11 protein-coding genes, 1 tRNA gene and 1 pseudogene are annotated in these 13,269 nt (G+C 41.6%); 2 read left to right on the top strand and 11 right to left on the bottom strand.

Annotated features, from left to right (window positions below; all coding sequences use genetic code 11):
- Positions 1-30: 30 nt before the first annotated feature.
- The 7 genes from eilA to yicS form a co-directional block, all read right to left on the bottom strand.
- Complete coding sequence (gene eilA / locus ACJHX7_RS13640) at positions 31-1,728, bottom strand: HilA family transcriptional regulator EilA (RefSeq protein WP_410231632.1); 1,698 nt, start codon at positions 1,726-1,728, stop codon at positions 31-33.
- A 202-nt stretch (positions 1,729-1,930) separates the two neighbouring features.
- On the bottom strand, positions 1,931-3,280 hold the full coding sequence (locus ACJHX7_RS13635; RefSeq protein WP_000608461.1) for an IpaD/SipD/SspD family type III secretion system needle tip protein: 1,350 nt from the start codon (positions 3,278-3,280) through the stop codon (positions 1,931-1,933).
- Positions 3,281-3,323: 43 nt separating this feature from the next.
- Positions 3,324-4,475, bottom strand: coding sequence for a hypothetical protein (locus tag ACJHX7_RS13630; protein WP_094030283.1), 1,152 nt, complete (start codon positions 4,473-4,475; stop codon positions 3,324-3,326).
- 12 nt (positions 4,476-4,487) lie between these two features.
- Entirely contained in the window at positions 4,488-6,269 is a 1,782-nt protein-coding gene (locus tag ACJHX7_RS13625; protein WP_001275753.1) for a YopB/SseC family type III secretion system translocon subunit, read from the bottom strand.
- Between the two features lie 55 nt (positions 6,270-6,324).
- Positions 6,325-6,507, bottom strand: coding sequence for a hypothetical protein (locus tag ACJHX7_RS13620; RefSeq protein WP_001024521.1), 183 nt, complete (start codon positions 6,505-6,507; stop codon positions 6,325-6,327).
- A gap of 9 nt (positions 6,508-6,516) precedes the next feature.
- On the bottom strand, positions 6,517-7,014 hold the full coding sequence (locus ACJHX7_RS13615; RefSeq protein ID WP_001604188.1) for a SycD/LcrH family type III secretion system chaperone: 498 nt from the start codon (positions 7,012-7,014) through the stop codon (positions 6,517-6,519).
- A 301-nt stretch (positions 7,015-7,315) separates the two neighbouring features.
- A complete protein-coding gene (gene yicS / locus ACJHX7_RS13610; protein ID WP_001306625.1) occupies positions 7,316-7,609 on the bottom strand; it encodes a protein YicS in 294 nt (97 codons plus the stop codon).
- Positions 7,610-7,817: 208 nt separating this feature from the next.
- Between yicS and nlpA the strand changes: the two genes are divergently transcribed.
- On the top strand, positions 7,818-8,636 hold the full coding sequence (gene nlpA, locus ACJHX7_RS13605; protein WP_000779398.1) for a lipoprotein NlpA: 819 nt from the start codon (positions 7,818-7,820) through the stop codon (positions 8,634-8,636).
- Positions 8,637-8,639: 3 nt separating this feature from the next.
- Here the strand turns inward: nlpA and ACJHX7_RS13600 are convergent, their stop codons facing one another.
- From ACJHX7_RS13600 to ACJHX7_RS13585, 4 genes and pseudogenes are all read right to left on the bottom strand, one after another.
- Positions 8,640-9,563, bottom strand: coding sequence for a carboxylate/amino acid/amine transporter (locus ACJHX7_RS13600; RefSeq protein ID WP_000535959.1), 924 nt, complete (start codon positions 9,561-9,563; stop codon positions 8,640-8,642).
- 110 nt (positions 9,564-9,673) lie between these two features.
- A complete protein-coding gene (locus ACJHX7_RS13595) occupies positions 9,674-10,858 on the bottom strand; it encodes a sugar efflux transporter (protein ID WP_001172866.1) in 1,185 nt (394 codons plus the stop codon).
- Positions 10,859-11,254: 396 nt separating this feature from the next.
- Positions 11,255-11,416, bottom strand: a pseudogene (rhuM, locus tag ACJHX7_RS13590) (RhuM family protein); the annotation flags it as partial.
- A gap of 78 nt (positions 11,417-11,494) precedes the next feature.
- Positions 11,495-11,589 (bottom strand) — tRNA-Sec (locus tag ACJHX7_RS13585).
- Between the two features lie 292 nt (positions 11,590-11,881).
- Between ACJHX7_RS13585 and ACJHX7_RS13580 the strand changes: the two genes are divergently transcribed.
- Positions 11,882-13,264 carry a glycoside-pentoside-hexuronide family transporter gene (locus ACJHX7_RS13580; protein WP_094030282.1) on the top strand — a complete coding sequence of 461 codons (1,383 nt, stop codon included), beginning with the start codon at positions 11,882-11,884 and terminating at the stop codon, positions 13,262-13,264.
- The last annotated feature ends 5 nt before the right edge of the window (positions 13,265-13,269 follow it).

Genomic DNA, 13,269 nt, shown 5'->3' with positions numbered 1-13,269 from the left:
CTGCATCAGCAGGGCAATTTATATTCGTCATTACGCAGAAGTACGCATCACACCAATAGTATTAAATTCGTTTTTCACACTGAGTAAACGGGGGTCATGAAGCAAAACATTTGACCATAAATCATTCTCTTTAATTAATTGTTGCCAGCGCTTTTCATATTCTTTCTTACCGTAAACAGTGTAAATTAACGGCAAAATAACACCATTGATTTTGTTAGTGTTAATATTTGCCAGTAACTTCATAATGTCATTTTTTATAGATGCGCCATAGATCAGAAACTTCGTATAAAGCGAGTTAACGCAGGTGTAATCAAGACCATGTTCAGGTTCAAGTTTAAGCAATAAACTTTTGGCTTTGTCATTATGTCCTTTCAGTGCCATGAACATAGCCAGAATAGAGGTAATAATTGGATTGTTACAGGTGTTTTGACTGTTAAGATTTAATGCAAAAGATATCGCGTTATCGAGTGGTGATGTATAATAAAGTATCATTAATTTAAGAATGCTTATGCCCATTTTATTGGGTTCAAGAGCAATGCTTTTTTCTATTAAATTAAATGCTCTTGCAAGGTCGCCGTTCAAAAAATATAGCAGCGACTGATAATAATAAACGTCTGGCGAATTAGGTTTGAGTAAATGTGCTTGTTTAAATAGCACATTAGAGACTGAATGTTCATCTTTTAGCCCACTGATTAAACCCAGTAAACCCAATGCTTGAGAATTTGAAGGGTTAATTTCCAGAGCCTTTTCAATGGAGGTTACTGCCGTAGTTATTGCTTGTTTTTGTTCACTGATTCCAAGGCGTGCTAATGATATATGGCATTCCGCCAGGCAACAGTAGGGCAAGGTATTTTGCGGTTGCGTACTCACACAATCTCTAAATATTACTAATGCTCGTTTCAAACTTTCTGGTGTATAACGGTACATTTCCATCCTGCCATTCATATACATAACAGCAGAATCCAGAGATGGCATTTGTTGTGTATTAATAGATTTAAAATTAATGTTGGGTATTTTTTCAATAAGAATATTAATTACTTGTGATAATAATACGGAAAGAGGATTATCGGGGTTGAAATCAATACTTTGATGATCAATCAATTTATGCGTTCTGGCATGGATTAACTCAATAAATAAACGCCAGTTTTTACCATAGTGAACGACCTGACCCATAATATAATATTCTGGACCTGTTTTATTGATAAACTGATGGATGGTGGAGAAATCACTGGCCTCATTTGTTACCGAAGCGGGTAAAATATCTAAACCACAAAAAGCATATTTTGAAAGGCCCTGGACAAGTTCGTAATGGAGTTTTAGAACATTGATCGAACCTTCAGTACGAAAGGGAAAAACGGCAAGAGTGGTGGTCGACTTTACCGGTTCATTATCGGTCACAATCACAATAGGTACAGTAAAACGGTATCCACGACCATAGACCGTTTCGATATACTTACACTGTTTATTCTCATGCAAAAGTTTGCGCAATGCATAAATACATCGTGTTAGAGATTCATCACTGGCAACACTCGCGCTCCAGACCTTATCGATAATCTCTTCTTTGCTAACAATTTCACCGTCAGCATTAAGTAATAGAATGATAACGCCAAGTTCTTTCGGGGGAATATGATATTCTTTGTTTTTGAATAATAATATTCCATTGTTTTTTAATACAAAGTCGCCAAATATATATTGTTGTGTATTATTTTTTCCATGTTGCAGTTGCATAGAACGCTCCTTCCGTTTTCTCTATTCATAGTATTAATTTGATTAATATAAAATAAAGTATTGGCAGAATTGCTCTATCAAAAAACGCTCATTTTGTAAGATTGTGATGAAGAAATGAATGAAAGCTGATGCTTAATAATATGAAACGCTGGTCCCATTTTTCGGGACCAGATAGTGGGCGATAATTGTGGGTATTACTTAATCAGAAACGTAAATAATCTTTCGCTGAATCAAACAACGCAGTAATGGTTGAAGATAATAATTTGATAATTGTATCGTAGGTGGAGTTAGCTGTACTGTATTTAGTCGTGATAACCTGCACGTCGGTTTTCATGTTTTCTGTCTGGCCGTTATAACCCGCCAGCCATGCCTGGTATTCAGCTGTGCTTATTTCATAACCGGTGAATTCTTTAGATATATTTTTTTCCTTCCCTTTATCGTCCCTATGCACCATTGAGTCTGAAGACTGACTCATACTGTCAATAATCTGAGGGTTGGGAATAATAACATACAGACCGCTACCTTGCGGTTCAACTTCGACAATCGGAGAAGGTGTGCGGTGTTTGGGATCGGGTGGAATTACCGGAAGTCCTAAAGCGGCGCACCATTTTTCTGCTTCTTCTAGTGGTACACCAATTTTGTCAGCAGGTGCCGGAGGGTATAAAACATAGTCTGGATTGTAATGATAGTGGAAATCACCATTAGGATATTTATCGATATAATAAAAATGCATCAAGGCTTTTTGGAATGCATTGACGTCAAAAACTATCGCATCGCCTTTTTTATTAGAGTGAGTCCATTTTCCCATATTGCTTTGGATATGTTCACTGAAGTCCTGCCAGTATGCGCTCATTATCTCAACGCTATTTGCATAGATTTCGAGGTAGTCGCTACCGAGCACACTCATCAAATCAGCAATATCACTGCATATATATTTATCACTTTTAAATTCGTTTGAACTACTGGCCGTTAAAGTACTGCTGGTTGCTGAACTTCTCATTTCAGGCACAGAACTGTCTAAAGAAGCGATAGCGTGATTTAAGGTACCTTTGGTCGTTGCCATTGCACTTGACCCGGTTGTGTTGTGAGCAACGTTAGCCAGGGTTTTTCTCACAGAGTTATGCAGGGTCAATATTGTAGCGGTATCCTTTAATTTTACGTCAATAGTATTAACATTTTCTGTAAGCTGCAGAACGTTTTTTATCAGCAAATAACTTTCGTGTAAGAGCGCGGATCCTTTCTCTGACAGGTTCTCAGTTGGGAAATTTCTGAGCATGTTTTTAACGAAGTTAAGCTGTATGTCATGCTGGCATTTCCAGTCTTCATTTCGCGGGCCACGTTCACTGACTAAAGTTGATAGTTTTTCAACATCTTTCTTGAGCATAGCGCCAATATTATTATCCTTACTGGCGCTGTTATGCAAATTACCCTCGCTTTTGCTGTTTCCCAGTTGATGAGGCTCCTCACTTTGCGAGGATGCCTCTTGAAGAGGAATGTTTGCATTCTGCTGACGTAGAATATCTATATTTAAATTATTATCTTTATTAATCATGTGTCATTCCTCCTTAAATATAAGAAACTATTATTGCAATAATTTATGAGCGAATTCCTTGAACAATAGCACTATCAGTATCAATAATGGTTTGTATTATTTGCTGTAATAAATTGAGTGCCTGATCTCTTCCTTGAACATCACGATTAATTTGATCCAGATAGCTACTCATAACTGAATGCATGACATTTTTAGCCTGTTCAACAATGTCTTTTTCTGCATGAGTAGTACTTTCTAGAATTCTAAGTGATGCTTGAGTTGATTGATTAACAAGCTGTGAAAGTACATCTGCTTTACCTATAGTAAAATATTTATTATATTTCCTGTTATGTTTTATACTAATACGCTCGTTTTTATCTCTAATTTTTTCTTCCGTAGTTTCTTTTTCTTTATCGTAATATTTCAGGGTCTCTTCTTTTTGTTCTTCATCAAGTGTTGTATCTTTCGTTGTTGTTTTTATTTCTTCATCTATTTGCTTGAGATAAGCTTGTTGATCTTGAACTTCCCTTTTTAATCCTCGCTGTGTTTTATCATCAGTTCCACTGATAGTGTGCTTCTGATCAGGTGTAAGGGTTTGCATCTTTTCGGGATGGCTTCTGAAATTTGCTACAACAGATGTTGCAGCTCCAGCTGCGCCAACTGTTGACCCGGCAAGAACACCTGCCGAACTTGCCATTGTGGCGTGTACGGTTTCTGTTTTCTGATACTGGACAAGTTGTTCAAAAACGTTGCTCATAATAGCCTCAGACATAGCAGAGGCTTTATACATTGATGTGAATACCCTTAAAAATTCCTCCATAACAGCCTGTTGTCGCATGGTCAAATTATCTAGCATATCAAGGATATTATATTTAGATATTTTAATAGAACTCTGTTCTGCAGAACTGCTTGATTGACTGAATGAAATTGTAGCTTGGTCAAGGTCACCCCTCAAATTATCTAGCGTATTCCTTGAGTAATTAAGATTATCCAAAAGTTTTACTCTTAGTTCCGGACAGACTTCTCTGTCTGTATTTTTTAATATTATAAACTGAGAGCTTATGTCATGCTTAATATCTTTAAGGTTATAGTATTGCACAATTTTATTATCATTTGGTATGTTGTTTTCTTTACCATAATCTCTATCAAAGATTGTTTTATCAAGACTGTTAATATTAGATGTGCTGGACGCATTTTTAATTTCATAGGTGGCCATGTTAAAACCCTCTTATACGATAGAATGGGAAGCAAATTTTAAGGCTTCAGTTCGGTGTTGTAATACTCGTACCATCTGGCTTACCTCTTGTTCGACGGTTTTATCCACCCTTTGCAATACTGAAAGCATTTGTTCACGCGTTTTTGATAGATTACTCATGTCCTGTTGTAAAATTGCCATGTCGGCAGAGTTTCCAGCAACAAAACAATTCATCGTCGATGTTGCTATTGCACAGATGAGTAAGCCTATTTTCTCCAGGCCATTACTTATTTTGGCAATCAACTTCAACACTACGGCTGATGTTTGTAGCACGCTGCATACGCTGTCTAATACCTTTATAATATTTTTTGAAACTGAATTAATAATTGATTCAATGGTTGATTTTATAGTGCTTGTTATTTCTTTGGTGACTTCTTCGGCGGCTGTTTTTGATAATGCAGAAACAACGGCCCCTATTGCTACAGAACATATTACAGCTGCACCAATCATTACTGTCGCCATGACAATAGAAGCGGCTGCACTTGCGTAAATACTTTTAACCAGTTCAATCGTATTTTGATCGACACCAATAACGTCCAGAAGCGCGGTGATTGCGAGCAGAGTGGGATCAACTGTTTTAATAGCAGCCGAAAGACCTTCAACAACTTTCCCTAAAATCCAGCCGGTAGCCGTGGTGCCCAGAGCGATTTGACAAGTGATATCTACACCTAATACTACTGCGCCCGCTATTCCTCCAATAAGTGCCAATGCACCCGCAATACTTGAACCACCACTTGGAACTGCAGCAAGAAGACCAACAACAATTAAGACTGCGCTTACGGCAAAGGTAACTACAGTTACACACTCATTAACGATTTTTAAAACTTTAGTCGTGGTAGTATATTTACGCGCTGTTTCATTGAGTTTATTTTCCCTGACATGGTTAATCTCTTTCATTACCTCAGATTGATTTTTAATAGAGTCGCAATTGGTATCACCAATAACTTCCATTACTGAAGTAATCAAAAGGATAAATGTGGCTGTCGCGTTTCTATTTTTCTGGTTTTCCTGTGTCAGGCAAATATTGGTGGTGAAGTTATTAATCTGTTCTTGCTGTTGAATTTCGTCAAAAATTTCCATACTTTGGCCGATCGCAGCATCAGCATCCATAATGGCTGTATTTAACGATTGCTCAGCTAACGATTTTTTTTGTAATGACAGCGTGAGTGTTTTTTCAGCCGCATTTTTTTGCGTCAGTACTTTATTATATTGCGGATCGCCAGGTTGCAGTTGTGACAGCTCTTGATTCAATGTGTTGACTTTTTTCTCCAGCGATTGCACCTTTTTATCGACCGCATTGTAATTATTATTGGCCTGATGCATGATATCGTCGGCTTTTTGCGCATCATCTAATGATGAGGAGTAAGCGTCACTTAATTCACGAAACTTATTATGTGCCATTTCGTGTCGAAGCAGGGTGCTGTCAAGGTTATTATGCAATCGTTTTGTAATATCCTGATCGGCAATGCCTGTTAAATTACCCAAAATCATTGTCAGGCGGGCATCATTCGTCTTTGCTGTAGTGGCGTTGTCTGAATCTGAAACCTGTATTTCAGGCGGAGCAAGCATCGGTTTGTTTTCAAGACGAGCGCGAATATCGTTATCAAGGGATTTCGGGTTTTTATTAAGCCGCATGGGATCAACTTGCGTTTTGCTGCTGTCCTGCAGTCTTTTTTCCGCATCGCTATACTGTGTACGCAATGTTTCACTGATTTGTTCAAACGTGATCGTTTGTCCCGTAATCGGTGCCGACATAATTCACCTCCTTTTTAAGCTATCATCGGGTGTAATTAATTCTTTTTTATTTAACTCATGGCAGATGTTTATTCCCATCTAAAATGGCATCAACGGGAAAGTAAGTAATGTGTTTATTGTTATTCTTCTCATTTATTTTATCGCCATGGTTATTTTTTAAATCAACCGTGGCTTCCTCATGATATTTCCTGGCTAACTCTTCAGACGTAAAAGAAGCGTTTTTTCCATTTATGTTCATTTTGCCGACTCACTCTGTTTGAACTTCCTCTTCGGTATTGGCTGTCAAAAGTTCAAGATAAGCAGTAGCCATCTCTTTAATTTTTTCATTTTGACTATAGGTTACGACAGTATTAAATAACTCAGTGGCCATTTTAATGTTTTTTAAGCCCATCTGGCATTGACCCATATAATAAACCAAAGAGAAATCGTTATCGGGAGATAGCATTAAACAGATATGATACATGTCGAATGCCTTTTGATAATCTTTCTTCAATTGACAGACGGCGGCATATCCTTTTAGATAGTTATAATTTTGGAAATCATAAATACAGAGAAATTTAAAAAAGAGTTCAGCTTCGTCAAGTCTTCCTTTTTCATAAAAGTTATAAGCGTAAGCATAAACGCCTTCAAGGGTATCCGGGGTTATGCCATGCAGCTCTGCAAGCGTTGCTCCCATACCTAATGCACGTTCGAACTTACTGGCAATTTCTTTATTTTCTTCTAAATCCAGATTTGCGCTTTCCATCTCTACTCTCTCCTTTCGAACATTCTTTGTTCAGACTTCACCATTTTTTAGAGGGTGGTGATATCAAAATTCGCTCATTTTTATGCCCATCCGTTGGGCTTCGTTTTCTGCATTAAAAACAAGTATTGTTTCAATGAGATAAGATTTTCTATGTGATGAAATGAAAATAATGTAGAGGGAAATTTATCCACAATCCTGATGAACGGGTTCAATTTTGATTGGAATTTGAAAAAGCAGGTGATTTACTGATGTGCGAGCTTAAGTCAGCGGCTGCTGGCCTGAGCGCGGAGGTGTGCGAAATTCACATATCCGGGCATTCCACCTTACCCAGCGCTTCCCAGTAGTTATTCTGATTATTACGCTCCATCGCCACAATAGCTTCGCGGATATGTTGTTTGTTACTCTCATCAGACAACATTAATTTTTCCCACGCTTCGTCTGATAATGACGCCTGTGGCGTGCAAATTTTACGTAAATCTTGCAATACCGTGGTTTTCTCTTTTGCCGACTGTAGCGAGCTGAATGGCGACTCGGCCTGAGAAATGGCTGGAAAAGTCAGGAATACGGTAATCATGAGTAGCATCGTTGGCTTCATAGCGGCAACCTTCTGCAAATGTGCATCGAATGAAGCATAAGTGTAGTTTGCTTTTACCGCTCTCATCATGCTGTACGAAAGGTGTTTGCGTGGTCAGTAAGAAGTGCCAGTTTTTTATACCTTTTTCTTCTATTCGATAGCTTTTCGTTTTTTAAATCGTAGTGATCTTGCCATTATAGTCAGTTAATGATTAAAAAAAGGATAAAAAATGAAACTGACAACACATCATCTACGGGCGGGGGCCGCATTATTGCTGGCAGGAATTCTGCTGGCAGGTTGCGACCAGAGTAGCAGCGATGCAAAACACATTAAAGTTGGCGTTATAAATGGCGCAGAACAAGATGTCGCGGAAGTCGCTAAAAAGGTGGCAAAAGAGAAATATGGCCTCGATGTTGAACTGGTAGGATTTAGCGGTTCGTTGCTACCGAACGATGCGACAAATCATGGCGAGCTTGATGCGAATGTCTTCCAGCATCGGCCCTTTCTTGAACAAGATAATCAGGCGCATGGTTATAAACTGGTAGCGGTGGGAAATACGTTTGTCTTCCCTATGGCGGGTTATTCCAAAAAAATCAAAACCGTGGCGCAAATAAAAGAAGGCGCGACAGTGGCGATCCCCAACGACCCGACCAACCTTGGTCGCGCGCTTTTACTGTTGCAAAAAGAGAAGCTAATTATTCTGAAAGAGGGAAAAGGGTTATTACCTACCGCGCTGGATATAACCGATAATCCTCGTCATTTGCAGATTATGGAACTCGAGGGGGCGCAACTCCCGCGCGTACTGGATGATCCCAAAGTTGATGTGGCGATTATCAGCACCACTTACATTCAGCAGACCGGGCTTTCTCCGGTGCACGACAGCGTATTTATTGAAGATAAGAATTCGCCGTATGTGAATATTCTGGTGGCACGGGAAGATAATAAGAATGCAGAAAACGTGAAGGAATTTCTGCAATCTTATCAATCATCCGAAGTCGCTAAAGCGGCAGAAACCATCTTTAACGGTGGCGCGGTGCCTGGCTGGTAATTCTCACTCATCCCGCGCCGGACGATTTATTTTTCTGGCGCGGCGACGGGAATCCATTGAAATCAAAATCACTGATGACAGAATCAGAAGCGTTCCCAGCCAGTCCGGTAATGTGAATGTGATCCCCAGCAACAGCAAAGAGAGCAGCGCGCTACTTAATGGTTCTGCACAGCTCAAAATGCTGGCTTTTGGACCGCCAATTAATTGTGCTCCTTTCAGGTACAGACTAAATGTCAGGGACGTACCAATGACCACCAAATAAAAAAACGCCAGAATCAAACTGCCGTTAACGACAAAGTTTGTCCCTTGTCTGGCATAAAAAGGCAACAGAATCAGACCGCCGATCAGCATACTCCAGCCGACGACAGGCAACGTGCCATAGCGGGCAATCAGCGTTGAGGGATAGGTGGTATAGAATGCAGCAGCAAATGCCGAGGCAATGCCCCAGAATAACGCGGCCGGAGAGATCGATAATGACGTCGGATTACCGTGTGTCACCAGTAAAAAAGTCCCGACCAGCGATGTCAAAATAGCGCAAAAAACCAGAATGCCCGGGCGCGATTTACGTACCAGTGAGAACCAGGCGACGATAATCGTCGGTGAGAGGAATTGCAGCACCGTTGCCGTGGCTGCGTTCGATTTTTCGATGGTTAGCAAAAAAGTGAGCTGTACGGTTAGCGCGCCAACCACGGAAAAAATCAGCAGACTAATGGCATCTTTGTGATTGTTAATAATAGAAAAGATTTTATCGCCATGAACAAATGACAGCGTCAGCAGAATCAAACCGGCGAATATCAAACGCGTCATAGTCAAAAACTGCGACGACATCTGGCTTTGCTCCATGATGTATTGCGCGCAGACCCCTGAACTTCCCCACAACACGGCGGCAATCAGAACGTTCAGCATCCCCTTTCTGGTGGAACCCATTTTTCCCTCTGCATACTGTTTTGTCGTTTATGTATGCAGGCATGATAGCAAAAATGGCGAGGATGGCTCTGTTTGCGCCACGCCGATTTTTCTTAGCCCAGACTGGTGAGCTAAATATCTTTAATAAACAGCAGGCAAATCATCGCAATACCCAACATCCCTATCGCCAGCCAGAACAACGCGTGGTAGCTCCAGATTTCAACCATAATTCCGTCAACAGAGCCGGCGATAATCCAGCCGACGCGTGAGGTATTTGCATATAACGTTGTCGCAGAGCCTATTTTTTCAGGCATCAGATCCTGAAAATAAAGCATGCCGATACCACAGAGAATACCAAGGAAAATGGCATTTAGAATTTGCAATTCCAGCTCAATTGCCGGAGTCGTCGCCATGAGTACGCTGGCGTAAAAACACATACCACTCACGATAGCAATGAGCATTAATAGTCGCTTGCCAATACGTTTCATGTAATAGCCTGCGATTAACATCATCGGAATTTCCAGACCGGCAGCAATACCAATCATTTCTCCAGCCAGTTTATCGGTTAGATGCAGTTCATCAATAATAAATAGCGGCATATTTATCATGTAGAGATTATTCGCCGCCCACATCATTGAACAGACCACAAAAAGTAGCCGTGTATCCCGCTTTCTATGGATGGAGGGTAAAATTTCTACGGGTTGGGTAACGACAGGAATATTTCTTTGTATTGATGGCAAAAACAACCAGACTATCAGCCCGCAAACAACAAATGCGATGGCTGCGGTGAGATACATCACTTTAAAACTAAATCCCATTGCCAGCTCATAAGCGAGCGGTGGCCCGATAACCCAGGCAAGCGAGATCTGAGCACGTAAAAATGTACTGAACATGACCGTCTCACGGCCTGTTCTGTCGGCGTGTTCACGGGCGAGGGCGAACATTTGCGGGTTTGCAGTGGAAGCAAAACTACTCAGAAGTACGCCCGTAGAGAGGAGAATGAAGTAGTTGCGATTCCACGCAAAAAGCGTGCAGGCCAACACTCCAAATAAGCAACATAGCAGGATCAGTAATTTACGGTCGCCTTGTTTATCGGAGTGCCTTGCCAGAAATTGACTGACCAGAATCCCCATAATAGCGCTACCGGTGAAGAAAAAACCTACCATTATAGGACGGGCTTTCAGTTCATCTGCGAGGAATATACTTAGGGTGGGAGTCTGGAGAGCGCCCGCAATACCCGTCAGAAAGGCGACAAGTAAAAATGCCGCGGCAGTGAGATCAAGTATTTTTGATGGAGTGGTAGCCGTTTTTTGCATTCTTCTGAATCACCGGGCGACAAAATATAACTGAGTTACAAATAAGTACCAGTCGAATGAGTATTGTATTAAGAATTTTTGAGTGTCGCTGATACAACCAGAAAGCAATGCTAGCGCAATATTATAGGGCCAGCAATTGAGATTATTAGCAAAAGCATGTTAAGAGTTAATCACCGAATTTATATATTAATTATAGTAAGGCAATGAGCTATTTTTGATAGTAAAAATAAAACAAGTTGATTTGATATATTACATGAATAAATTAATCTTGATGGCAGTCTGATTATTGGTGAAGTTTACAGGTCAGTTTTTTTCGCCAGCTGTTAAAGGAATAGAATAGTCGTATCAAAAGGGTGTGCAGAAGCGTGTAAAACAACATCTTCACCTTAATGGCGATACAGTTGGCTGAGAGTCAGCAGGGGGGCAAATCACCTGCAAATAAACACGGCGCATGCTGGCGCGAATATCGCGGATGCGTTCGAGGACAGAAGAACCGACAGGCGGATTCTTCAGCCGCTCATCGTCCATCACAAAACCTTTGACCAGGTATTCCTGAAGCCGATTGAATATTGAGCAGTAGAAAATATCTGGATTGACAGTATTACGAGGGGTTGGAGAACGTATGAAGAGGAATTTTGGCGGAAGATCACAGGAGTCGAACCTGCCCGGGACCGCTGGCGGCCCCAACTGGATTTGAAGTCCAGCCGCCTCACCGGAGACGACGATCTTCCGCGCCTCGATTGCTACATGGAGGCGGGGCGCATTATAGCTACTTCCTTGAGTTTCTACATCCCCCAGATCAGTTTTTTCCGCCTAATACACGCAGCGTATTATCACGAAAGCATTATAATTCATATAAAACCCATATTTTACAATGATATATGAGCGTAATTTACGCTACCACGATCACATAAAACAAGAATCATAAATTAATAACCAGATATCGGAATATTCGCTCTCGCAGGGATGGTTTACAAAATGCGTTATCGGTCTCAGCACCCCTATAGCATCAAGGAAAAGCAGATGAAGAGTGAAGTGTTGTCCGTTAAAGAGAAAATTGGTTATGGCATGGGAGACGCCGCCAGCCACATTATTTTCGATAACGTAATGTTATATATGATGTTCTTTTATACCGATATTTTTGGCATTCCTGCCGGATTTGTCGGAACCATGTTTTTGGTCGCTCGTGCACTGGATGCGATTTCCGATCCTTGCATGGGGTTGTTGGCCGATCGAACGCGCTCTCGCTGGGGTAAATTTCGTCCGTGGGTACTGTTTGGCGCACTGCCATTCGGGATCGTCTGTGTACTGGCCTATAGCACGCCAGATCTCAGTATGAACGGCAAAATGATCTATGCAGCAATTACTTACACCCTACTTACCTTACTTTATACCATCGTCAATATCCCTTACTGCGCATTGGGTGGTGTAATCACCAATGACCCGACTCAGCGTATCTCGCTGCAATCCTGGCGTTTTGTGCTGGCGACTGCGGGAGGCATGCTCTCTACTGTGCTGATGATGCCGCTGGTTAATTTAATTGGTGGTGATAATAAACCACTCGGTTTCCAGGGCGGTATCGCGGTCCTTTCCGTGGTGGCATTCATGATGCTGGCATTTTGTTTCTTCACCACTAAAGAACGCGTTGAAGCACCACCTACAACGACGTCTATGAGGGAAGATTTACGTGATATCTGGCAAAACGACCAGTGGCGTATTGTCGGTTTACTAACCATTTTCAATATTCTGGCGGTATGCGTACGCGGCGGGGCGATGATGTATTACGTCACATGGATTTTGGGTACGCCGGAAGTGTTTGTCGCTTTTCTTACCACTTATTGCGTGGATAACCTGATTGGTTCCGCACTGGCGAAACCGCTGACCGACTGGAAATGTAAAGTCACTATCTTCTGGTGGACGAACGCCCTGCTGGCAGTGATTAGCCTGGCGATGTTCTTTGTTCCTATGCAGGCCAGCATCACCATGTTTGTCTTCATCTTCGTGATTGGTGTGCTGCATCAACTGGTGACACCTATCCAGTGGGTAATGATGTCCGATACCGTCGATTACGGCGAGTGGTGCAATGGTAAACGCCTGACCGGGATCAGTTTTGCTGGCACGCTGTTTGTGCTCAAACTGGGGTTGGCCTTCGGCGGCGCTCTTATCGGCTGGATGCTGGCTTATGGCGGATATGATGCGGCAGAAAAAGCGCAGAACAGCGCCACGATTAGCATCATTATTGCGCTATTCACGATTGTTCCGGCGATCTGTTATTTGCTGAGCGCGATTATCGCTAAACGCTACTACTCACTCACGACGCACAATCTGAAAACCGTTATGGAACAGCTGGCCCAGGGCAAACGCCGTTGCCAGCAACAATTCACCTCTCAAGAAGTGCAGAACTAAGGAAC

The sequence above is a fragment of the Escherichia sp. WS1451 genome (genome assembly GCF_046487365.1).
Classification (GTDB): Bacteria; Pseudomonadota; Gammaproteobacteria; order Enterobacterales; family Enterobacteriaceae; genus Escherichia; species Escherichia coli.
Note: the sequence above shows the minus strand (reverse complement) of the source record. Positions and strands in the feature narration are given on the sequence as shown.